Origin of the sequence: Caulobacter segnis (assembly GCF_031454995.1) — a bacterium.
GTDB lineage: Bacteria > Pseudomonadota > Alphaproteobacteria > Caulobacterales > Caulobacteraceae > Caulobacter > Caulobacter segnis_E.
Genome location: NZ_JAVDRV010000004.1, coordinates 248,156 through 269,102, shown reverse-complemented (window position 1 = coordinate 269,102; position 20,947 = coordinate 248,156). Strand labels below are relative to the sequence as shown.

Here is a 20,947-nt window from a genome sequence, read left to right as displayed (position 1 = left end):
TATGACCGCCGACCCGCGCCTGATCGTGCCGCTCGACCTGCCCACCGTCGAGGAAGCCCGCGACATGGTCGAGCGCCTGGGCGACGCGGTCAGCTTCTACAAGATCGGCCTGGAGCTCTTGGCCAGCGACGGCATGACCCTGGCGCGCGACCTGAAGGCTGGCGGCAAACAGATCTTCCTCGACTGGAAGCTGCACGACATCGGTGCCACGGTCGAGCGCTCGGCCCGCGTGCTGGCTCGGAGCGGCTGTGATTTGCTGACCGTCCACGCCGAACCGCAAGTGATGAAGGCCGCGGTCCAGGCGCGGGGCTCTTCGTCCCTGAAGATCCTGGCCGTGACCGTGCTGACCAGCCTGACCGACGCCGATCTGATCGAGATGGGCTACGCCTTCGGGGCCCGCGAGCTGGTCGAGCGCCGGGTGCGCCAGGCGATCGAATGCGGGGTGGACGGGATCGTCTCCTCGCCGCACGAGGCCGCGCTGGCCCGCGAGATCGCCAGGGAGGCCAGCCGCCCGGACTTCCTGATCGTCACGCCGGGCGTGCGCCCCTTCTGGTCGGCCAAGAACGACCAGGCCCGCGCCGCCACGCCGGAGGCAGCCATCCGCGCCGGCGCCAGCCATCTGGTCTGCGGCCGCCCGATCACGGCGGCGAACGATCCGCGCGAAGCGGCGCTCAAGGTCATCGCGGAAATCGCGGGGGTCTGATCGGAAGGCCCTATTTCATATACTTAGGGCGGGTTCGGACGGTTTAGCCGCGCACGCTTGAACCTAACGCGCTGTAGCGCGCGAACCGGGCCGAACCAGCCTCCGCCGACCATCGCCAGCGTCAGGGCCGCGAACAGCAGGCCCGGCGACGGCGGCGCGACCTTGAAAATGGCGGCCAGGGTCGGAATAGCGAAGATCAGGACCAGGGCGCCGGACGCCGCCGCGGTGATGGTCCAGTATATCCGGCGATGAGGCGAAAACAGCCGGCCGCCCGAGGACGAGGCGTCGGCCAGGGCCAGGATTAGATTGCCCGCCACCAACGTCAGGAAAGCCGCGCCGCGCGCCTGGTTTTCCGGATGGTGGCCCAGCGCCCAGACATAGATCCCCAGCACCGCCGCCAGCACGCCAGCCCCCTGCAGCAGGGCCAGGCCCACCTGGCGAGGCCCGAACAGCGGCTCGTCCCGCCCCCGGGGCGGACGCCGCATGGCGTGCGCCCCGCCGGGCTCGGCCTCGAACACCATGGCGCAAACGGGATCGATCAAAAGCTCCAGGAACACCACGTGCATCGGATACAGCAGCGGCGGCAAGCCCAGGACGATCGGAATGAGGGCGACGCCGGCGATCGGCACGTGGATGGCCGTGACATAGACGAGCGCCTTGCGCAGATTGGCGAAGATCCTCCGCCCCAGCCGCACCCCGCCCACGAGCGAGGCGAAACTGTCGTCCAGGATGACGAGGTCGGCGGCCTCGCGCGCCACGTCGGTTCCCTTCTGGCCCATGGCGATGCCGATATGGGCCGCCTCCAAGGCCGGCGCGTCGTTGACGCCGTCGCCGGTCATGGCCACGACCTGACCATCGGCCTTCAGGGCCTGGACGATGCGGAGCTTCTGGTCCGGCGTGATGCGGGCGAAAAGGCGCGTCTCGCGCAGACGCTCGGCCAAGGCCGCGTCATCGAGCGCGGCGATCTCGGGGCCGATCAGCACCCCGCCCGAGACGTCCAGCCCGGCGGTCTCGGCGACCGCCAGGGCGGTGGCGGGGTGGTCGCCCGTGATCATGACCACGGCGATGCCCGCCCCTCGCGCCTCTTTCAGGGCGTCCGGGACGTCCGCGCGGACGGGGTCCAGGAAGCCGATCAACCCCTCGAACGTGAAGCGTGCATCCTCTGGGCCGTCGGACAGCGCGCCCTGGGCCACGCGGGACGCCACGCCCAGCACGCGCAGCCCTTGGCGGGCGAACCGCTCCACGACGGGCGCCAGGTCGGCGGCCTGGGCCTCCGACAATCGGCAGAGTCGGAAGATCGCCTCCGGCGCGCCCTTGGCGACGACGCGCCACTGATCCTCGGACACGCGCCAAGCCTGGACCATCGCCATGCGCTCGGGCCGCAGAGGCCAGGTCCGTTCCGGGGCCTCCAGGGCCTCCGGGACTTGGCGGTCCTGATCGTCAAGCAGCGCCCGAACGGCCTTGTCCATCGGATCGACGGGACGGACGGCGCAGGCCAGTCCGGCCACGCGCAGAAATTCACGCGCCGGGCCGAGCGGAGGGGCGTCGGCGCCGACCGCCCAATCCTCCCCCGACGTCCAGATCCGCGCCACGCGCATGCGGTTCTCGGTCAGGGTGCCGGTCTTGTCGACGCAGAGGAATGTCGCGCCCCCCAGCGCCTCGATCACCGCGCCGCGGCGGACCAGCACCTTCCGCCGCGCCAGGCGTCCGGCGCCCAGCGCCAGGAAGACGGCCAGCACCATCGGGAATTCCTCGGGGATCAGCGCGATGGCGACGGTCACGCCGGCCAGAACGCCGCCGACCCAGTCCCCACGCATCAGACCGTAGGCGATGGCCACGACCGCGCAGAAGGCGATGGCCAGCCCACCCAGCAGCGTCACCAGCCGTCCAGCGGTCTTCTGCAGCGGCGTGGGCTGATGGACGATCGCGGCCAGGGAGACCCCGATGCGGCCGAGCGCCGTCCTGGCGCCGGTTCTCTCGACCCTGGCCACCGCCTGGCCGCGCACCACCATGGCGCCCGAGAAAAGATACGGCCCGATCTCCGCGCCGGGCTGGGCGTCGGCGTCGACCGTCTCCCCATCGGTCAAGGGACGCTTGGACACCGGGGCGGACTCGCCGGTCAGGGCCGACTCGTCGACGCTCAGGACGTCGCCGCCAACCAGCACGCCGTCGGCCGGGAATCGCTCGCCCTCGCCGATCAGGATGATGTCGCCCGGAACCAGGTCCCGCGCCGCCAGCCGGACCTCGACCCCGTCGCGCACCACGCGCGCATGGGGCTGGGAGAGGTCGCGCAGGGCCGACAGCGCCCGCTCGCTCCGCGCCTCCTGCAGCACCACCAGGCCGATGGTCGCCACGGCCCCCGCCATCAGGAACAGGCCCTCGCCCAGGTCGCCCAGCACCAGATAGAGGCCAGCCGCGCCGATCAGCAGCAGGAACATCGGCTCGCGAAGGGTGTCGAGCAGGATCTGGGCCAAGCCCCGCCCCGCGGCGCGCGGCAGGGCGTTGGGGCCAAATTCGGCGAGCCGCCTGGCCGCCTCGGCCTCGGTCAATCCGGTGAAGCCATCGCGCGACATGACGCTGTCCGATCCGCCGACTCTCGATTTCAGAACAAGACAAGATCGATCGCCGCGATCCAGGCCCGGAGTGTCGCGCCGCGGCGTCGGCCGCGTCCAGCGCCATCTCGACGGAGGCGGGCGACGGCCTAGAAGTCGACCGCGACGCCCTTCTTCTCCCAGTCGCCAAAGCGCGTCGGCTCGGGACCCTCGCGGCCGCCCTTCTCGGGGGGCAGGGCGAGCGCCGCCTCGGCCGCGCGGCGGGCGGCGGCCTCTTCCAGGGCGCGGCGGGCGGCGGGGCTCAAGGCCTTGCCGGGCGCGGCGCCGGGAACCTCGGGAGCGGCTTCGGACGGGGCATCGGGCGTGTCGGACATGAGCCGAGTTTAGCACCGCCCAAGGGCGCCTCGCCACCGCTCCCGGTGCGAATCCGCTTGCGCTCGCGCCCGCCTCTTGGCACGGCGGGGCGGTGACTCAAGAACTGAACGACGGCCTCCCCGCCCGGGAAGCCGCCCTGACCCTGATCGACGCGGCCCTGTCGCGGCGCGGCGGCCTCGACGAAGCCGCTTCCGCCAACGGTTTCCGTTTCCTGGAACCGCGCGAGCGGGCCTTCGCCCGCGCCCTGGCCATGGCGGTCCTGCGCCACCTCGGCCCCATCGACCGCGCTCTGGCCGCCCGCCTGCAGAAGGCCCCGCCGGACCGTGTCATGCACCTGCTGCGCCTCGGCGCGGCCCAGGCCTTCCACCTGGAGGTCCCGGCCTTCGCCGCCGTGGCGACCTCGGTCGAGCTGGCCGGGGCCAACAAGGCCAGCCGCCCGTTCAAGGGCCTGGTCAACGCCGTGCTGCGCGGCCTGCTGCGCGACGCCCCGCCCAGCGATGACCCCACCCTGCTGGCCCCGCCCTGGCTCTATTCGCGGTGGGTCGCCGCGTTCGGCGAGGCCACGGCCCGCGAGATCGCCGGCCAGATAGCCCTTGAGCCCGCCACCGACCTGTCCCTCAAGCCCGGCGCCGACGTGGCCGCCCTGGCGCAGGCGCTGGAGGGCGAGGTCCTGCCCGGCGGGACCTTGCGCCTTCGCCGCAAGGGCGACGTCGCCGCCTGGCCGGGCTTCGAGGACGGGAGCTGGTGGGTGCAGGACGCCGCCGCCGCCGTCCCCGCCCGCCTGCTGGACGTCAAGGCCGGCGAGGCCGTGCTCGACCTCTGCGCCGCGCCCGGCGGCAAGACCCTGCAGCTGGCCGCCGCCGGCGCGAACGTGGTCGCCCTCGACCGCTCGGCCGCGCGCCTCAAGCGCCTGGAGGAGAACCTGGTCCGCACCGGCCTGTCCGCCGAGGTCGTCGTCGCCGACGGCGCGACCTGGGACGACGCGCGGACCTTCGACGCCATCCTGCTGGACGCCCCGTGCAGCGCCACCGGCACCTTCCGCCGCCATCCGGACGTGCTGTGGGCCGCGCGCCCGGGCGATGTCGCCAGCCTCGCGGGCGTCCAGGCCCGCATCCTCGACAGCGCCGCCGGCCGCCTCAAGCCCGGCGGGCGCCTCGTCTATTGCGTCTGCTCGCTGGAGCCCGAGGAGGGCGAGGCCCAGGTCGAGGCCTTCCTGGCTCGCCGCCCGGACATGGCGCTGGATCCGATCAAGCCAGGCGAAGCCGGCGCGCACGAGGCCAGCCTGACGCCGCGCGGAACCCTGCGCCTGCTGCCCCACCAGCTGGACGGCGGTCAGGACGGCTTCTTCGCCGCCCGATTCCGCAAGGCGGGCTGAGCGTCCGCCCAAGCTTGGGTATTTCTACGCTTAACGAGTCCCGCCCGGGATGACAGAGCGACTCGGGCCCGCTATCCCAGGGTCATGACCGCGCCGCTCATCGCCCCGTCGATCCTCGCTTCCGACTTCGCCCGCCTGGGCGAGGAGGTCGCCGCCATCGAGGCGGCCGGCGCCGACTGGGTGCATGTCGACGTGATGGACGGCCACTTCGTGCCCAACATCACGCTCGGCCCCGACATCGTCAAAGCCATCCGGCCGCACGCCAAGATCCCATTCGACGTGCACCTGATGATCAGCCCGGCCGACCCGTATCTGGAGGCGTTCCGCGCCGCCGGGGCCGACATCATCAGCATCCACCCCGAAGCCGGCCCGCACCTGCACCGCTCCCTGAAGCGGATCCGCGAGCTGGGGGCCAAGGCCGGCGTCGTCTTCAACCCGTCCACCAGCATCGACCACGTCGAGTGGATCCTCGAGGACGTCGACCTCTTGCTGGTCATGTCGGTCAATCCCGGCTTCGGCGGCCAGAGCTTCATCCCGGGCCAGCTGCGCAAGGTCGAAGCCCTGCGCAAGATGATCGACAAGGCCGGCCTTCCCATCATTCTCGAGGTCGACGGCGGCGTCACCCCGGTCACCGCCCCGCAATGCGTGGCCGCCGGGGCCACCGCCCTCGTCGCCGGCTCGGCGGTGTTCAAGGGCGGCCGCCAGGCCTACGCCGCCAACATCCGCGCGCTGAAGGGCGGCTGATCCCTTGGCTCCAGCCGTCAAGCGTTCCGCCAACGGCTATCGTCCTCCCGCCAGGAAGCGGGCCCGGGTCCTTTGGCGGGCCCTGAGGGCCGAGCTTTCCACCCACGTCGAGCGCGAGTGGTTCGGCTCGGGTCCGCACCGCCTGATGCTCTCCGGCCGCAAGGTCGAGGCCCTGGCCGCCCATCCGCGCGACCCGCGCCCCGTCAACGCCGGCCAGGGCCGCCGCATCCTGGCCGGGACCCTGGCCCTGGACGGCGGCAGCTTGCGCCTGGGCGAGGCGGGCGACCCGTTCGACACCGCCAGCCCCACGCGCCGCTTCGCCGTCAGCCTGCACCGCTTCGACTGGCTGCCCGACCTGGTCGCCGCCGGCCCCGACGGCGCGCGCCGCGCCCTGCGCCTGCTCGACGACTGGCGGCGGGTGTTCGGCAAGTGGAACGCCTTCTCCTGGGGGCCCGACTGCCTGGAGCGTCGGGTCTTCCACCAGGCCTGCGCCGCCCGCCCCCTGGCCGCCGAGGCCAGCGACGCCGAGGCCGCCGACCTGCGGCGCGACCTCGCCCGACAGGCCCGCCACCTCTCGGAGATCAAGAAGATCCCCGCCCGCGCCCTGGAGCGCGCCGTCGCCGTCACGATCGCCGGCTGCGTCCTGGCCGGCAAGCCGGGCGAGGCCCTGATCGACAAAGGCTTGAAAGCCCTCTCCCGCCACATCGACCGCATCGTCCTGCCCGACGGCGGCCACGCCACCCGCTCGCCCGAGGCCGGGGTCGAGCTGCTGTTCGACCTGCTCACCCTCGACGACGCCCTGCGCCAGCGCGGCAAGCCGACGCCCGAGGCCGCCGCCCGCGCCATCGACCGCCTGTCGACCGCGACCCGCTTCTTCACGCTGGGCGACGGCGGCCTGGCGGCCTTCCACGGCGGCGAGACCGTCGGCCCCACGCGCATCGCCGCGGCCCTGGCCCATGACGACAGCGGCCCGCGCCCGCTGAACAGCGCCCCGCACAGCGGCTATGAGAAGATGGTCGGCGGCACGCTGGAACTGATCGCCGACTGCGGCCCGCCCGCCGCCGGCTTCCTGTCGATCGCCGCCTGCGCCCAGCCGGCCGCCATCGAGATCCTCTGCGCCAAGGACCGGCTGATCACCAGCTGCGGCTGGAGCCCCGAGGCCGCCGGCGCCCACGCCTTCCGCCTGTCGGACGCCGCCTCGACCGTCTCGGTCGGCGACGGCTCGGCAGGCCGCCCGCTCTCCGGCTTCCGCGCACGCGCGCTGGGTCCGTGGCTGGTCGACGGCGCGACCAAGGTCTCGGCCGAGCGCCACGACGACGTCGGCGGCGTGTGGCTGGACATCGTCCACGACGGCTGGCGCCACGTCGGCCTGACCCACACCCGCCGCCTGTTCCTGGACGCCGTCGCCGACGAGCTGCGCGGCGAGGACAGCCTGACGCCGATGGCCGCCGATCCCAGCGCGCCAAAAGACCCCATTGGAGGCCCCCGCCGCTACCTGCCGTTCGCCGTGCGCTTCCACCTGCATCCCGAGGCCCGCGCCTCGATCGCCCGCGACGGCAAGAGCGTGCTGATCCGGGGACCCAACAATATCGGCTGGTGGCTGAGGAACGACGCCGTCGACGTCGAGATCGCCCCCTCGGCGCACTTCGACCACGGCCTGGCCAGGAAGGCCGGCCAGGTGGTGCTCAAGAGCCAGGTCCGCCCGGAGGTGGGGGCCAAGATCCGCTGGAAGCTGACGCGGGCGGAGGGGTGAGACTCTAGAGCTTGTCTATTGTCTTGAGTTCCGCTCTCATGAATTTATGACTGAGCGATTGATCATTTTCTGCGACGAATCCGTAGAGAAAGGCCGCTTCTTTTCTCACTTTTATGGTGGGGTTCTCGTACGCGCCGACGATCGAGAAGCGTTGGAGCGCGAACTTCACGACAAAAAGAACGAGCTACAGTTTAAGGGTGAGGTTAAATGGACAAAGATCACTGAAAATTACGCGGATAAATATATCGAACTAGTCGACTTCATTTTCGATCTCGTGGAAGCTGGTCGAATGAAAATGCGAATTATGTTCACTCAGAACATAAACGTTCCGCCAGAATTGGACGAATATAAATTAGATAATCAGTACTTTATGTTATATTACCAATTCATAAAACATGCATTCGGACTTAGGTATTGGAGGCAGGAGGACAATTACGATACCGTTGAAGTTTCGGTATATATAGATGACCCACCTCAAAGCGGTCTGAAGTTCGATAAATTTGCTAATTATATATCTTCGCTCTCCGCATACATGCCCTTTAGTCAGGGCGGTGTTATCTTCCCGCGTTCTGAGATAGCGAAAGTAGTCTCTCATAAACACAACATTCTACAGGCGCTTGATATTATTCTGGGCGGAATCCAATCGCGCCTAAATGAATCTCACACCAAGCCCATACCACCCGCGAAAAGGCGCAGTAAGCGAGCGCGGGCCAAAGAAATTGTATATCAAAAAATTAAAGAACGCATTTGGCGCCTATATCCGAACTTCAACATCGGCGTGAGCACTGGCGCCCCAAACTACGTTGAACGCTGGACACATCCCTACCGACACTGGTGCTTTGTACCCAATGGCAGCACGATTGACCGTTCGCGGGGAAAGAAAAAGTAGCCCCACCGCCGCTACATCAATACCCCCAGTGGAACTAAGGGCTTCGCGAACGGCAGGGCCATTGACAATGTAGTGATTCGGCGCCTGTGCGGCTAGCCAAAATCGTCACGATTCGTGAGATCATGTTTTCCCAGAAAGTCCAAACCTTTGCTTAAGTTGAGAGAGATTTCTCAAGTTCAAACCTTACATCTCTCGAAGGCTGGAGCGTGCTGGACTGACCGGGTTGGTCAAGGACCGGCCTCCGGCCGGCCGCCGCGCGGCGGCGCTGCGCGCCGTCCTTGAGCAACCCGGGCAGCCCAGCGATCGTCTCGCCGTGAGATGTAAGGAGGGCTCCCGCCCTTGGGGTCGGAAGGTTTAGGGGTCCTCCCCCTCAAACACCGCCGTCATCCCGCGCTTTATGCGCGGGACCCATTTCTCCGCCGCACGTGCGGAGACGAAGGGGACTCTCACGCGGAAGCTGAACCATGGGTCCCGCGCATAAAGCGCGGGATGACGGGGTTTGGAGTTCCGCGCCAGGCTCGGCCAGGGCTTTACCCCTCTCCCGACCGCTCCGCAGCCACCCTCTCCCTCTGGGAGAGGGACCGGGAACGGGTCACAGCAGTCGCCAGGCCGTGACCAGGCCGGCGACGAAGGCGGCCAGGCTGATCAGGGCGAAGGTCAGCAGCAAGCGGCGGCGGCCGGGGGTCAGGCCGAGCGTGGCGTGACGGTCGGCCAGCCGCATCAGGGCCACGAAGCCGGCCGAGGCGGCGGCGAACGAGGCGATCACCGGCGCCAACAGGGCCCACTGACCCTCGCGGTACAGCAGCACCGCCACCACCAGGATCGCGCCCATGCCAGCCGCGTACAGGACGACCAGGGCCCGGCGCATCCGGGAAACGGCGTGAACGGTCATGACAAGCACCGCGGCGGCTCAAGTGACGCTAAGGTAACGACGTTATCTTGAGTCGCAAAGGCGGGGGCGGCTGGGCCCGCGTCCAGATCCTCCCCCGTGTCACGGGGGAGGTGGCCCAGAGGGCCGGAGGGGGCCAGCTCGGTCGATGTCCAGTTCGCCCCCTCCGTCGCTCCGCGACACCTCCCCCGCATCGCGGGGGAGGATCTTCACGAGCGTTCGCGGCGCTCTATCATCCGCGTATCCGGAATCGAACTTAGCGATTTCAATTACTTCCCACTTTTACACGCCGCTCTGTCCCCGGCGTTGAAACCGCCCTTATCCTTGAACCACCTCGTCGCGAGGAAAGGGCGCGTGGCCAGCGACCATCGTGGCGGCGGGGGGCGATCGAGCGGGGACAGGTTCGAGGGGGATACTCGGACGGTCCGGGGATCTGGTTGCTGGCCAGACCCGCCCGCCGTCGGCGTGGTTGGAGGCAAAGGGATGTGTCTTAGCCTGTAGTGGCTCGTCCTCTCCGACCTCTGGGCCTCTCGGAAACGAGGGAGCCCAGGTCCCGGTAAGGCCCAAACAGGGCCACCTGACGGGACGCTGGTGGATAACGGTCGCGCGGAGCGTCGGGCTTCGTCGAAACGGTATTACTCAAACTTCTCCGGACGTCGTCCGGCGCTCCGCGTCCCTTTCCAGAACTTCAGCGGGAAACCGCGTGAAGCGGCGCCGTCGTGTCCGCGACCGACCCGATCGCCCCCGCTTATTGTCCGGATCGTCCCCTTACGTCAAAGAACGTGGTTCGGCAGGTTCCCGCGCTCAATCGGAGATGGAGATCCTCATGAAGAAGTACGTGATCGAGCGCGACATTCCCGGCGTGCAGCAACTGGACGCCGAGCAGCTGAAAGGCGCGGCGGCGACGTCGAACGCCGCCCTCGCCAAGCTGGCCCCGCGCGTCCAGTGGGTCGAGTCGTTCGTGACCAAGGACAAGACCTTCTGCGTGTACCTCGCGGAGGACGAGTCGGTGATCCGTGAGCATGCGGCGCTGAGCGGCTTCCCCGCCACGCGGATCACCGAGGTGGCGGGCGTCATCAGTCCCGTGACGGCGGGCTGACGTCCGTGGTGGAGCCCCGCCCCCTCTCTCCGGGGCTCCGCATCCGACCCGAGGGCCAGGAGGCCAAGCGATGCTGGATGTGACGGTGGTGGTGCTGGAGGACGGCCTGGCCTCGACGGCCGTGATGCCGATGGAGATCTTCCATTGCGCGGGCCGGCTGTGGAACGAGCTGATGGGCGAGGCGACCGAGCCCGCCTTTCGGGTGCGGATCGTCTCGCCCACCGGCGCGCCGACGCTGAGCCCCTATGGCCTGATCCTCGGCCCACAGGACTCGATCGACGCGGTCGAGCGCTCGGACATCGTGATCGTGCCGACCTCGGGCCTGGAGATGGACGAGAAGCTGGTCGAGAACAGCGCGCTGCTGCCCTGGCTGCGCCGCCATCACGACCAGGGGGCGCACGTGGCGGGCGTCTGCATGGGCGCGGCCTATCTGGCCGAGGCGGGCCTGCTGGACGGGCGAGTGGCCACGACCCATTGGGCGGTCGCCGAGCAGTTGGCCGCGCGCTATCCCAAGGTGCGCTGGCGACCCGAGCTGTTCGTCACCGAGGACAGCCGCGTGCTGTGCAGCGGCGGGGTCTGCGCCTCGATGGACATCAGCCTGCACCTTGTCGAGAAGTTCTGCGGCCATGCGGTGGCGCTGCAAACCGCCAAGGCCCTGCTGTTGCCGATGCCGCGCGTGCATCAGTCCGGCTACGCCATGCTGCCCGTCTCGCGGGCTCACGCCGACGAGCGGATCCGCGCGGTCGAGAGCTTCCTGCACGCCAACTTCCGCCACGACGTCTCGGTGGCGACCCTGGCCGACCGGGCGGGACTGGGCGCGCGGACCTTCACCCGCCGGTTCAAGGCGGCGACCGGACGGCTGCCAGCCGACTATCTGCGGGCCCTGCGCATGGAGGCGGCCAAGGCCATGCTGGAGCGCGGCGCCGAGCCGGTGCAGACCATCAGCTCGGCCGTCGGCTATGACGACGTCGCCTTCTTCCGCCGCCTGTTCAAGCGCGGCTCTGGCATGACCCCGACCGAATACCGCGCCCACTTCGCGCCGATGGCGGTGCGGGGCTACTAGCGCGTGGCGGGGCTAGAACGCCGCGCTGACGATGGTCCCGTCGGGCAGCAGGGCGGCGCGCTTGAGGCCGCTGGAGGCGAACGGCATGGCGATCGTCCCGTCCTTGTCCACCGCGATCAGGCCCCCGTGGCCGCCGAGGGCGGCGACCTCCTGGATGGCGGCCTTCGCGGCGGTCTCCAGCGCCTCGCCGCCGAAGCGGACGCGGTGGGCGACTTGGGCGGCGACGGCGGCGCGGATGAAGTACTCGCCCTGGCCGGTGCAGGAGACGGCGGCGAGGCCGTCGGCATAGGTTCCCGCCCCGATCACCGGCGAGTCGCCGACCCGGCCGGGTCGCTTGCCGAACACGCCCGCCGTCGAGGTGGCGGCGGCCAGGCGACCCTCGACGTCGCGGACCACGCAGCCGACCGTGCCGGTGGGCAGGGTCTCCGGCGGATGATTGTCCTCGAACGCCCCGGCCCGGGTGAACCAGGTCTCGGGATCCTCGACGGGCTCGAGGCCCTGGTCGCGGGCGAAGTCGATCGCGCCCTGGCCGGCCAGCATCACGTGGGGCGTTTGCTCCATCACCGCGCGGGCGGCCAGGATCGGGCTCTTGAACCCCCGCAGCGCCGCGACCGAACCGGCCAGGCGCGTGGCCCCGTCCATCAGGCTGGCGTCCAGCTCGTATTCGCCGTCGGCGTTGGGCGAGGCGCCCCTCCCCGCGATGTAGAGGCCGCTGGCCTCCAGGGCGACGACGGTCTCGACGGCGACGTCTAGGGCGGCCGCGCCGGCGGCCAGGCGGTCGCGAGCGGCCTCGACCAGGCCGCGCATGTGGGCGATCTCGACGGCGTAGTCATGGCCCGGTTTCGCGCCGGCGCCGCCATGCAGGGCGAGACTAAAACACTTGTTTGACATTCTGCTTCCTTGGCGGCGCGTCCCGCGCTAGCGTCCGGCTTGATTAAAGACAATCGCAGGGAGAGGCGAGATGAAGGCGGTGCTCAGCAAGGCGGTCGGCGGACCCGAGACCCTGGTGCTGGAGGAGCTGCCCGATCCCGTCGCTGGTCCCGGTCAGGTGCTGATCGACGTCAAGGCCTGCGGCGTCAACTACCCCGACGTGCTGATCATCGAGGACAAGTACCAGTTCAAGCCGCCGCGCCCCTTCGCGCCCGGCGGCGAGGTCTCGGGCGTGATCGCCGCGGTCGGCGAGGGCGTCAGCCGCTTCAAGGTCGGCGACCGGGTGCTGGCCTCGACCGGCTGGGGCGGCTACGCCGAGAAGCTGGCCCTGGAAGAGACCCGCTGCACCCCCATTCCCGACAACATGCCCTTCGACGAGGCCGCCGCCTTCGTCCTGACCTACGGCACCTCGTACTACGCGCTGAAGGATCGCGGCCATCTGAAGGCGGGCGAGACCCTGCTGGTGCTGGGCGCGGCCGGGGGCGTGGGCCTGGCGGCGGTGGAGCTGGCCAAGGCGATGGGCGCCAAGGTGGTGGCCGCGGCCTCCAGCCAGGAGAAGGTCGATCTGGCCATCAAGCACGGGGCCGACAGCGGCGTCGTCTATCCGAAGGGCCCCTTCGACAAGGACGGCCAGAAGGCCCTGGCCGAGCTCTTCAAGGGCGCTTGCGGCTCGAACGGCTGGGACGTGGCCTATGACGCGGTCGGCGGCGACTATTCCGAAGCGGCGATCCGGGCGTCGGGCTGGGAGGGGCGCTTCCTGGTGATCGGCTTCCCGTCGGGCATCCCCAAGGTGCCGCTGAACCTGACCCTGCTGAAGTCCTGCGACATCGTCGGGGTGTTCTGGGGCGCGGCCGTGGCGCGCGATCCCAAGGGCCACGCGGCGAACCTGAAGGACCTGATGGACCTCTACGCCGCCGGCAAGATCCGGCCCTACGTGTCCGAGCGCTTCCCCCTGGCGCGGGCCGGCGAGGCCATCGCGCACCTCTCCAGCCGCAAGGCGATGGGCAAGGTGGTGATCACGATCGATTAACCCTGTTTCGTCGGGCTTGGTTAAGGTTCGCTAATCGTCCTTCTTAGCGAAGCAGACAGGTTGCTCGGCGATTGTGCCCCCGGTTCGGTCGCCGCCGAAGACGCTCACCCCACCGAGCGGACGCGGCGGAGGACCGGGCCGCTCACGCCCCGACGCGGACTTTTCGTGTCGAGGCCGCCTCAGGGGGCGCAAGGTGACGCTAGGCAAGCGCGGCGACGGACAGGGGCCTCTTGGCGCCGGCGCCGCGCTTGCCGAGTTGCTAGCCGGCGATAACCTTTCGGGTATCGCGCTCTAGCCAAGCACGCCTGACTTCGCGAAGATGATCATTGATCACCGATCCACGAGAGAGGTCGGACAGCGGAGGGTAAAGCCATGGTCGGACGTCTGGACGGCAAGATCGCCGTCATCACCGGGGGCTGCTCGGGCATCGGGCTCGGAACGGTCGAACTGTTCGCGGCGGAAGGGGCGCTCGTCGTCGCCGCCGACCTGCAGGACGAAAAGGGGGCGATGCTGGAGAAGCGCTTCCCCGACCGCGTCCGCTATATCCGCTGCGACGTGACCTCCGAGGCCGACGTGGCCGCCGCGCTGGGCTTGGCCGATAGCGCGTTTGGCGGGCTCGACATCCTCTTCAACAACGCCGGCCACGGCGGCACCCCGGCGGGCGTCGGCGACATGACCGTCGAGGGCTGGGACAAGACCTTCGCCCTGCTGGTGCGCGGCCCGGCGATCGGCATGAAACACGCCGTTCCGCTGATGGCCAAGCGCGGCGGCGGCTCGATCATCAACACCGCCTCGATCGCCGGCCTGCAGGCGGGCTTTGGTCCGCTTGCCTACTCGACCGGCAAGGCGGCGGTGATCCATCTGAGCCGTTGCGCGGCGGCCGAGCTGGCGTCAAAGAAGATCCGGGTCAATGCGATCTGCCCCGGCCTGATCGCGACCTCGATCTTCGGCGCCTCGATGGGCCTGCCGCGCGAGGTCGCCGACCAGATGGCCGCGCAGGTCGCTCAGATCGGCCCCAAGATCCAGCCGATCCCGAAGTCGGGCCTGCCCGAGGACATCGCCCGCGCCGCCCTCTACCTCGCCAGCGACGACTCCGAGTTCGTCACCGGCACGCACATCGTGGTCGACGGCGGCATCACCGTTGGCCCCCGCAGCGCCTGGGACGTCAACACGCCCTCGCCGATCCTGGCGGCCATGGGCATCACGCCCGAACAGGCCGAGCAGATGCGGGCGGCCCTGATCGCCTCCGGCGGGGCGGGGTGAGTCTCACCCCGAACCTGCGCGGCGCGCTGTGGATGCTGGCCTCGGCCGTCGGCTTCACAGTGATGACCACCTTGATCAAGTTTCTGGGCGCGGACTATCCGGCGGCGCTGCAAACCTTCTACCGCCAGTTGGCGGGCGTGATCGTCCTCTTGCCGCTGATCGCCCGCGACTGGCGCGGCGCGTTTCGCACGACGCGGCCGGGCATCCTGATCTTCCGCTCCAGCGCCGGGGTGCTGGGACTGATCCTGGGCTTCTACGCCTACCAGAAGCTGCCGCTGGCCGACGCAAACGCGCTGTCCTTCACCCGGACGCTCTGGCTGGTGCCGCTGGCCGCCTTCGTGCTGCGCGAGCCTATCGGACCCTGGCGGATCGGCGCGGCCTTGGTCGGCTTCGGCGGGGTCCTGATCATGCTGCGGCCGGGCGCGGGCGGGATGGACGCCTGGATGGGCTGGCCGCAGGCCTGCGCGCTGATTTCAGCGCTCCTGTTCGCCCTGACCATCACCGGCATGAAGGTCATGACCCGCGACCACCGCCCGTTCGTGCTGCTGGTCTACGCCGCCGTGCTGGGCCTCGTCTTCGCGATCCCCCCGGCGCTCTTCGTCTGGCGCTGGCCCAGCTGGCCGGATCTTGGCCTGCTGGCGGCGATGGGCGTGATCGGCACTCTGACGCAGGGAGCCTACATCAAGGGCATGGAGGCCGGCGAAGCCGCCGTCATGGCGCCGATCGACTATACCCGCCTGGTGTTCGCGGTCGGCGCGGGCCTGCTGTTCTTCCACGAGGTCCCGAAGCCCGCGACCCTCGCTGGAGCGGCGATCGTGGTGGCCTCGACTCTGTTCATCTCCTGGCGCGAGCATAAACTGGCGCAACGCGCCAAGGCTCAGCCGGCGTAGCCGCGACGCCATTCAACGAACTTGGCCAGCCCCTCGGCCAACTTGATCTTGGGCTTGTAGCCGCAGAGGGCGTGGAGCTTGTCGATATTGGCGTAGGTGGCGGTGACGTCGCCGGGCTGCATGGGGCGGAAGACCTTCTTGGCCTCGATGCCCAGCGCCGCCTCGAGCGTGGTGATCATGTCCATCAGGCCGACCGGGTCGTTGTCGCCGATGTTGTAGACCTCGTGTCCGCCCTGGGCGGGCGGACGATCCAGCACGCCGAGGATCCCATCGACGATGTCGTCGATATAGGTGAAATCGCGGGCCATCCTGCCCTCGCCAAACACCTCGATCGGCTCGCCCTTCAGCATCTTCTCGGTGAATCCGAAATAGGCCATGTCCGGCCGCCCCCAGGGGCCATAGACGGTGAAGAACCGCAGGCCCGACTGCGGGAAGCCGTAGAGCCTGGCGTAGCTTTGGCTCAGCAGCTCGCACGAGCGCTTGGTGGCGGCGTAGAGCGACACCGGGCTCTCGGCCGGATCGCTCTCCTTGAAGCCCTCGCCGTTCAGTGGCCGGTCGCCATAGACGCTCGAGGAGCTGGCATAGACCAGGTGCTCGACGCCGGCGTGGCGGCAGGCCTCCAGCACCGACAGGTGGCCGGCGAGGTTGCTGCGCTCATAGGCGAACGGGTTGTCGATCGAGTAGCGGACGCCGGCCTGGGCGGCCAGGTGGACCACGCGTCGCGCGCCCGAGGCGTTGACCAGCGCGGCCAAGGCCTCGTGCTCGGCTATGTCCATGCGAACCATCGTAAACGCGTCCCGACCATCCAGCCGCGCGGCGCGGGCCTCCTTCAGGGCGGGGTCGTAGTACGCGTTGAAGACATCGACCCCGATCACCGCCGCCCCGCGGTCGAGCAGGCGCTCGGCCACGTGGTAGCCCACGAATCCCGCCGCGCCCGTGACGATGATCGGAGGTTTGGTCATGCTCGGCCGCGTCCGATGCTGGCGTAGGTGAAGCCATGCCGGACCATCTCGGCCGGCTTGTAGACGTTCCGCAGGTCGACGACGACCGGAGCCTTCATCAGCAGCTTGACGCGGTCGAGATCCAGAGCCCGGAACTGGTCCCACTCGGTCAGGATGACCAGGGCGTCGGCGCCCTCGGCCGCCTCGTAGGCGCCGGCCTTGAAGTTCACGCCCTCGAGCATGTGGGCGGCCTCCTTGGCGCCTTCGGGGTCGAAGGCCTGGACCTGGGCGCCCATGGCCTGCAGGGCCGGCAGGATGTCGAGGCTGGGCGCATCGCGCATGTCGTCGGTGTTGGGCTTGAAGGTCACGCCCAGGACGCCGATCGTCTTGCCGGCCAGGTCCGTCGAGCCGATGGCCTCGGCGACCTTCGTGGCCATGGCCTTCTTGCGGGCGTCGTTGACCTCGACCGTGGTCTCGATCAGCCGGGTCGGCGCGCCGTATTGCTGGGCGGTCTTGACCAGGGCGATGGTGTCCTTTGGGAAGCAGCTGCCGCCATAGCCGGGGCCGGCGTTCAGGAACTTGCCGCCGATCCGCTTGTCCAGGCCAATGCCCTTGGCCACCGACTGGACGTCGGCGCCAACCTTCTCGCAGAGGTCGGCCATCTCGTTGATGAAGGTGATCTTCATCGCCAGGAAGGCGTTGGCCGCGTACTTGATCAGCTCGCTGGTCCGCCGGCCGGTGAAGACGATCGGCGTCTCGTTGAGGCTCAGCGGACGGTAGAGGTCGCGCATCACCGCCTGGGCCCGCTCGTCGTCGGTGCCCACGACCACGCGGTCGGGGCGCTTGAAGTCCTCGATCGCCGCGCCTTCGCGCAGGAACTCGGGGTTCGACACGACCGCGAACTGGGCGTCGGGGCGGACCTTCTTGATGATCGCCTCGACCTCGTCGCCGGTGCCGACCGGCACGGTCGACTTGGTCACCACCACCGTGAAGCCGTCGATCAGCCCGGCGATCTCCTCGGCCGCGGCGTAGACGTAGGACAGGTCGGCGTGGCCATCGCCCCGGCGGGTCGGCGTGCCCACCGCGATGAACACCGCGTCGGCCTCCTTGATCGCCTGGGCGCCGTCCAGGGTGAAGAAAAGGCGGCCCTCGCGCACGTTGCGCGCCACCAGGTCATCCAGCCCAGGCTCGAAGATCGGGATCTCGCCCCGCTCCAGCCGCTCGATCTTGCTCGGGTCCTTGTCGATGCACGTCACCACGTGACCGAAGTCGGCGAAACACGCCCCAGACACCAGGCCCACATAACCCGTGCCAATCATCGCTACGCGCATCGAAGTACCTTGATCTGGGCGCCGCTGTCGTACGCGGCGCCTCGCCTATTCCAGCAATCGTGACGCCGAGGCAAGTCACGCCCTCAAGACCCCCTCATGACATCGCCATGAAATCCTCGCAGGTCGCGCCCGATCGCCCAAGGCGCGCGGAGCGGGTCTATCGCCTACGACGCGTGAGACCGCCGAGAAGGCCGCGCATCAGCTCCCGCCCGGCTTGCGACGCGACGGTTCGGACCAGGGTGACGGCGAAGGCCTCCGCCATGGTCTGCCTGTTGGAGGCGCGGGATCGATTACCCGCCCCTCCGGCCGCCTCTTGTTCACGCGTCCGCGTCTCCGCCTCGCGCTGTCCCTGAACAGCTCGGCCTTGCAGAATTTCATAGGCGGAGGCGCGATCCTTGGGTTCGTCGTAAACCCCTCTCACCGGGCTCTGGCCCTGCAGCGCCGCGCGCTCTTGCGGCGTGATGGGTCCAAGGCGCGAGGCGGGGGGGCGGATCAGCGTCTTCTGGACCACTCGCGGGGCGCCCTTCTCGTCGAGGGTCGAGACGAGCGCCTCGCCCACGCCGAGGGCCTGGATAGCCTCGGCCGTGTCGAAGTCTGGATTGGTCCTGAACGATTGAGCCGCCGCCTTCAGGCCCTTCTGGTCGGCGGGGGTATAGGCGCGCAGGGCGTGCTGAACCCGCGCTCCCAGCTGGCCAAGCACCGTGTCGGGGATGTCGGCCGGATTCTGGGTCACGAAATAGACGCCCACGCCCTTGGAGCGGATCAGCCTCACCACCTGCTCGATCTTCTCGAGCAAGGCCTTGGGCGCGTCGTTGAACAGCAGGTGGGCTTCGTCGAAGAAGAACACGACCCTGGGCTTCTCCGGATCGCCCACCTCGGGGAGGACCTCGAACAGTTCCGACAGCAACCACATCAGGAAGGTCGCGTAGAGCCTGGGCGACTGGATCAGCTGATCGGCGGCCAGAAGACTGACATAGCCCCGCCCCGCCGCGTCGGTGCGCATCACGTCGGAGAGATCGAGGGCCGGCTCGCCGAAGAAGGCCTCGGCGCCCTGAGCTTGAAGGGTCAGAAGCTTGCGTTGGATCGCGCCGACCGTCGCGGCGGACACATTTCCGTATTGCGTGCCGATCTCGTCGGCATGGTCGGCCACGTACTTCAGCGCGGCCCGCAAATCCTTGAGGTCCAGCAGGAGCAGGCCCTCCTGGTCGGCGACGTGGAAGGTGATCGTCAGGACCCCTTCCTGTACGTCGTTCAACTCCAGTAGGCGCGACAGTAGCAGGGGTCCCATTTCCGAGATCGTCGCGCGGATCGGGTGCCCCTTCTGACCGAAGAGATCCCAGAAGATCACCGGCGGAGCGACCGGCGCCAGGGCCAGGTCCATCGCCGCGGCCCGCGCCAACATCTTCTCGTTCGGTGATCCCGGCATCGCCAGCCCCGACAAGTCGCCCTTAACGTCGGCGGCGAACACCGGCACGCCCGCCTCCGAGAAGGCCTGGGCCATGACCTGCAGAGTGACCGTCTTGCCTGTTCCGGTGGCTCCCGCCACCACGCCATGTCGATTCGCGCGATCAAGGCGTTGTGTGACCGGACCTTGCCCAAGTCCGACTAGGATCTCGTTGTCACCGATAGCCAGCGGCATGAGCAATCTCCTCTTGATCCCCGACCCTAGCCGGGGCCTTGCGCGCCGCCAATCGTAGCGGGCAATGTCGCCCGAGTTTCAGTAGAGCCTTTGAAAAATGCCCGCCCCCGCCTCGCCTCCCTCAACCACCCGAAACGCCGTGGTGCTCCTGGCCGTGATCGCCAGCGGCGCCGCGCTCTATTGGATGCAGGACATCCTCACGCCACTGGCCCTGGCGGTCTTCCTGGCGGTGATGGTCGACAGCTTCGCCCGGGTGCTGACCGCCCGCGCCCCCGGCTTCCCGGCGCGCGCCGCCCTGCCCGCCGCGCTCGTCATTTCGGTCTTGCTGTTCGGGGTGTCGTTCTGGGTTGTCATCGAGAACGGCCGAGACTTCTTCGATCAGCTCAAGGACTACGCCCCGCGCCTGAACGACATCATCGCCAAGCTGGCCCACGCCGTCGGCATCCACGTCGCCCCCACCATCGGCGGCCTGATCAACGAGCTCAACCCGCAACGCTACATCGGCCAGGCGGCGCAATCGTTCGGCAACTTCGCCTCCAGCGCGTTGCTGGTGCTGATCTATCTGGGTTTTATCATCGCCTCGCGTCGCGGCTTCGCGCGCAAGATCGTCTCGCTCTTCCCGCAGCACGCCGAGCGCGAGCAGAATCTGAAGCTGTTCCAGCGCATCCGCGACGGGGTCGAGCAGTACCTGTGGATCCAGACGGTCACCGGGCTGATGATCGCCGTCGCCGCCTGGGTCGTGATGATGCTTGTGCGGCTGGACAACGCCTTCTTCTGGGCCTTCCTGATCTTCCTGGCCGCCTACATCCCGATCCTGGGCGGCGCGATCGGCTGCTTCCTGCCACCGCTGTTCGCCCTGGTGCAATTTCCCGAAAGCCTATGGCCGGCGATCATCCTGTTCTGCGCGCTGCAGGGCATCTTCTTCGTGGTCGGCAATGTGATCCTCCCGCGGATGCAGGGCGACAGCCTGAATATGGACCCAACCGTGGTGCTGCTGTCCCTCGCCGTCTGGGGCGCGCTGTGGGGCGTGCCGGGCATGTTCCTCTCCACGCCACTGACCGTCGCGGTGATGCTGATCCTGGCCCAGTTCGAGGGCTCGCGCTGGATCGCGATCCTACTGTCGGAGGACGGCGATCCAGAGGGCGATCGCCTGCACGCGGCCAAGCCGCGGCCGACCACGCGCCCCCGAAAGAAATGAACGCCCCCCTTAAACTCACGCGCTGGGCGCCTATCTAGAGTTGGTCCGGCCTCCCCCACCCGGACACCCCCGCGGATGGCGGCTGGCGAGGCCGCCGCCATCGAAGCGGAAGACGCCCGCATCCCCCAAGCGGGCCCGCGCCGCCGGCTTCCCCCAGCCGGCGGCGTTTCCGTTTTCAAGCCTTCCTTTTCGCCCAACCGTTAACGACAAGCTTTCGCCCTGGCGCTAGGCTTTGAAGGTCGCGTCATCGCTCCCGGGCGGAGCTTATCGACGAGGCCGAAAG

General features: G+C 68.8%; 19 protein-coding genes and 3 pseudogenes. 13 read left to right on the top strand and 9 right to left on the bottom strand.

The features are described from left to right. Nucleotide 1: 1 nt before the first annotated feature. On the top strand, nucleotides 2-703 hold the full coding sequence (pyrF, locus tag J2728_RS15605) for an orotidine-5'-phosphate decarboxylase (protein WP_310000571.1): 702 nt from the start codon (nucleotides 2-4) through the stop codon (nucleotides 701-703). 23 nt (nucleotides 704-726) lie between these two features. Here the strand turns inward: pyrF and J2728_RS15600 are convergent, their stop codons facing one another. Further along, nucleotides 727-3,276 (bottom strand): cation-translocating P-type ATPase, encoded by a 2,550-nt coding sequence (locus tag J2728_RS15600; RefSeq protein WP_310000569.1) that lies wholly within the window; start codon nucleotides 3,274-3,276, stop codon nucleotides 727-729. Between the two features lie 128 nt (nucleotides 3,277-3,404). Continuing rightward, the gene (locus J2728_RS15595; protein WP_310000567.1) at nucleotides 3,405-3,629 is read right to left on the bottom strand and encodes a DUF1674 domain-containing protein; all 225 of its coding nucleotides are present in this window, start codon (nucleotides 3,627-3,629) and stop codon (nucleotides 3,405-3,407) included. 92 nt (nucleotides 3,630-3,721) lie between these two features. Here J2728_RS15595 and J2728_RS15590 point away from each other — a divergent pair, with 92 nt between their 5' ends. From J2728_RS15590 to J2728_RS15575, 4 genes are all read left to right on the top strand, one after another. Beyond that, nucleotides 3,722-5,005, top strand: coding sequence for an RsmB/NOP family class I SAM-dependent RNA methyltransferase (locus tag J2728_RS15590; protein ID WP_310000566.1), 1,284 nt, complete (start codon nucleotides 3,722-3,724; stop codon nucleotides 5,003-5,005). Between the two features lie 84 nt (nucleotides 5,006-5,089). After that, the gene (gene rpe / locus J2728_RS15585) at nucleotides 5,090-5,749 is read left to right on the top strand and encodes a ribulose-phosphate 3-epimerase (protein WP_310000564.1); all 660 of its coding nucleotides are present in this window, start codon (nucleotides 5,090-5,092) and stop codon (nucleotides 5,747-5,749) included. Nucleotides 5,750-5,753: 4 nt separating this feature from the next. Then, entirely contained in the window at nucleotides 5,754-7,502 is a 1,749-nt protein-coding gene (locus J2728_RS15580; protein WP_310000562.1) for a heparinase II/III family protein, read from the top strand. A 58-nt stretch (nucleotides 7,503-7,560) separates the two neighbouring features. Then, on the top strand, nucleotides 7,561-8,391 hold the full coding sequence (locus J2728_RS15575; RefSeq protein ID WP_310000561.1) for a DUF3800 domain-containing protein: 831 nt from the start codon (nucleotides 7,561-7,563) through the stop codon (nucleotides 8,389-8,391). 227 nt (nucleotides 8,392-8,618) lie between these two features. On the opposite strand, the gene J2728_RS15570 is transcribed toward J2728_RS15575, so the two are convergent. The 3 genes and pseudogenes from J2728_RS15570 to J2728_RS15560 form a co-directional block, all read right to left on the bottom strand. Beyond that, nucleotides 8,619-8,711 (bottom strand): hypothetical protein, encoded by a 93-nt coding sequence (locus J2728_RS15570; protein ID WP_310000679.1) that lies wholly within the window; start codon nucleotides 8,709-8,711, stop codon nucleotides 8,619-8,621. A 53-nt stretch (nucleotides 8,712-8,764) separates the two neighbouring features. Next, nucleotides 8,765-8,857: pseudogene (locus J2728_RS15565) on the bottom strand (hypothetical protein); the annotation flags it as partial. Between the two features lie 126 nt (nucleotides 8,858-8,983). Continuing rightward, on the bottom strand, nucleotides 8,984-9,283 hold the full coding sequence (locus J2728_RS15560; protein ID WP_310000559.1) for a hypothetical protein: 300 nt from the start codon (nucleotides 9,281-9,283) through the stop codon (nucleotides 8,984-8,986). Nucleotides 9,284-9,600: 317 nt separating this feature from the next. Between J2728_RS15560 and J2728_RS15555 the strand changes: the two are divergent. The 4 genes and pseudogenes from J2728_RS15555 to J2728_RS15540 all read left to right on the top strand — a co-directional run. Continuing rightward, nucleotides 9,601-9,749 (top strand): annotated as a pseudogene (locus J2728_RS15555) (hypothetical protein); the annotation flags it as partial. Continuing rightward, a pseudogene (locus tag J2728_RS15550) lies at nucleotides 9,750-9,869 on the top strand (hypothetical protein); the annotation flags it as partial. A 237-nt stretch (nucleotides 9,870-10,106) separates the two neighbouring features. Next, nucleotides 10,107-10,379 (top strand): DUF4242 domain-containing protein, encoded by a 273-nt coding sequence (locus J2728_RS15545; protein WP_310000677.1) that lies wholly within the window; start codon nucleotides 10,107-10,109, stop codon nucleotides 10,377-10,379. A 70-nt stretch (nucleotides 10,380-10,449) separates the two neighbouring features. Beyond that, complete coding sequence (locus tag J2728_RS15540) at nucleotides 10,450-11,442, top strand: GlxA family transcriptional regulator (RefSeq protein WP_310000557.1); 993 nt, start codon at nucleotides 10,450-10,452, stop codon at nucleotides 11,440-11,442. A gap of 12 nt (nucleotides 11,443-11,454) precedes the next feature. Here J2728_RS15540 and J2728_RS15535 read toward each other — a convergent pair whose 3' ends face one another. Next, nucleotides 11,455-12,333 (bottom strand): isoaspartyl peptidase/L-asparaginase family protein, encoded by an 879-nt coding sequence (locus tag J2728_RS15535; RefSeq protein ID WP_310000555.1) that lies wholly within the window; start codon nucleotides 12,331-12,333, stop codon nucleotides 11,455-11,457. 70 nt (nucleotides 12,334-12,403) lie between these two features. On the opposite strand from J2728_RS15535, the gene J2728_RS15530 reads away from it, so the two are divergent. The 3 genes from J2728_RS15530 to J2728_RS15520 all read left to right on the top strand — a co-directional run bounded on the left by J2728_RS15530 (nucleotide 12,404) and on the right by J2728_RS15520 (nucleotide 15,555). Beyond that, on the top strand, nucleotides 12,404-13,402 hold the full coding sequence (locus tag J2728_RS15530) for an NADPH:quinone oxidoreductase family protein (RefSeq protein WP_310000554.1): 999 nt from the start codon (nucleotides 12,404-12,406) through the stop codon (nucleotides 13,400-13,402). 372 nt (nucleotides 13,403-13,774) lie between these two features. Further along, nucleotides 13,775-14,665, top strand: coding sequence for an SDR family NAD(P)-dependent oxidoreductase (locus J2728_RS15525; protein WP_310000553.1), 891 nt, complete (start codon nucleotides 13,775-13,777; stop codon nucleotides 14,663-14,665). Further along, nucleotides 14,662-15,555 carry a DMT family transporter gene (locus J2728_RS15520; RefSeq protein WP_310000552.1) on the top strand — a complete coding sequence of 298 codons (894 nt, stop codon included), beginning with the start codon at nucleotides 14,662-14,664 and terminating at the stop codon, nucleotides 15,553-15,555. Before J2728_RS15525 ends, J2728_RS15520 begins: the two co-directional genes overlap by 4 nt. Here J2728_RS15520 and J2728_RS15515 read toward each other — a convergent pair. The 3 genes from J2728_RS15515 to J2728_RS15505 all read right to left on the bottom strand — a co-directional run bounded on the left by J2728_RS15515 (nucleotide 15,543) and on the right by J2728_RS15505 (nucleotide 19,466). Then, on the bottom strand, nucleotides 15,543-16,517 hold the full coding sequence (locus J2728_RS15515; protein ID WP_310000551.1) for an SDR family NAD(P)-dependent oxidoreductase: 975 nt from the start codon (nucleotides 16,515-16,517) through the stop codon (nucleotides 15,543-15,545). The two genes, J2728_RS15520 and J2728_RS15515, sit on opposite strands and share 13 nt — an antisense overlap. Then, nucleotides 16,514-17,827, bottom strand: coding sequence for a UDP-glucose dehydrogenase family protein (locus J2728_RS15510; protein WP_310000550.1), 1,314 nt, complete (start codon nucleotides 17,825-17,827; stop codon nucleotides 16,514-16,516). Before J2728_RS15510 ends, J2728_RS15515 begins: the two co-directional genes overlap by 4 nt. 157 nt (nucleotides 17,828-17,984) lie before the next feature. After that, on the bottom strand, nucleotides 17,985-19,466 hold the full coding sequence (locus tag J2728_RS15505) for a helicase HerA-like C-terminal domain-containing protein (protein ID WP_310000549.1): 1,482 nt from the start codon (nucleotides 19,464-19,466) through the stop codon (nucleotides 17,985-17,987). A 97-nt stretch (nucleotides 19,467-19,563) separates the two neighbouring features. On the opposite strand from J2728_RS15505, the gene J2728_RS15500 reads away from it, so the two are divergent. Continuing rightward, complete coding sequence (locus J2728_RS15500; RefSeq protein ID WP_310000548.1) at nucleotides 19,564-20,664, top strand: AI-2E family transporter; 1,101 nt, start codon at nucleotides 19,564-19,566, stop codon at nucleotides 20,662-20,664. Nucleotides 20,665-20,947 lie beyond the last annotated feature (283 nt).

Excerpts from the sequence above, each read along its gene's own strand:
- pyrF (WP_310000571.1), top strand. The coding sequence starts at position 2 with ATGACCGCCGACCCGCGCCTGATCGTGCCGCTCGACCTGCCCACCGTC.
- J2728_RS15600 (WP_310000569.1), bottom strand. The coding sequence starts at position 3,276 with ATGTCGCGCGATGGCTTCACCGGATTGACCGAGGCCGAGGCGGCCAGG.
- J2728_RS15595 (WP_310000567.1), bottom strand. The coding sequence starts at position 3,629 with ATGTCCGACACGCCCGATGCCCCGTCCGAAGCCGCTCCCGAGGTTCCC.
- rpe (WP_310000564.1), top strand. The coding sequence starts at position 5,090 with ATGACCGCGCCGCTCATCGCCCCGTCGATCCTCGCTTCCGACTTCGCC.
- J2728_RS15560 (WP_310000559.1), bottom strand. The coding sequence starts at position 9,283 with ATGACCGTTCACGCCGTTTCCCGGATGCGCCGGGCCCTGGTCGTCCTG.
- J2728_RS15545 (WP_310000677.1), top strand. The coding sequence starts at position 10,107 with ATGAAGAAGTACGTGATCGAGCGCGACATTCCCGGCGTGCAGCAACTG.
- J2728_RS15540 (WP_310000557.1), top strand. The coding sequence starts at position 10,450 with ATGCTGGATGTGACGGTGGTGGTGCTGGAGGACGGCCTGGCCTCGACG.
- J2728_RS15535 (WP_310000555.1), bottom strand. The coding sequence starts at position 12,333 with ATGTCAAACAAGTGTTTTAGTCTCGCCCTGCATGGCGGCGCCGGCGCG.
- J2728_RS15530 (WP_310000554.1), top strand. The coding sequence starts at position 12,404 with ATGAAGGCGGTGCTCAGCAAGGCGGTCGGCGGACCCGAGACCCTGGTG.
- J2728_RS15525 (WP_310000553.1), top strand. The coding sequence starts at position 13,775 with ATGGTCGGACGTCTGGACGGCAAGATCGCCGTCATCACCGGGGGCTGC.
- J2728_RS15515 (WP_310000551.1), bottom strand. The coding sequence starts at position 16,517 with ATGACCAAACCTCCGATCATCGTCACGGGCGCGGCGGGATTCGTGGGC.
- J2728_RS15510 (WP_310000550.1), bottom strand. The coding sequence starts at position 17,827 with ATGCGCGTAGCGATGATTGGCACGGGTTATGTGGGCCTGGTGTCTGGG.
- J2728_RS15505 (WP_310000549.1), bottom strand. The coding sequence starts at position 19,466 with ATGCCGCTGGCTATCGGTGACAACGAGATCCTAGTCGGACTTGGGCAA.
- J2728_RS15500 (WP_310000548.1), top strand. The coding sequence starts at position 19,564 with ATGCCCGCCCCCGCCTCGCCTCCCTCAACCACCCGAAACGCCGTGGTG.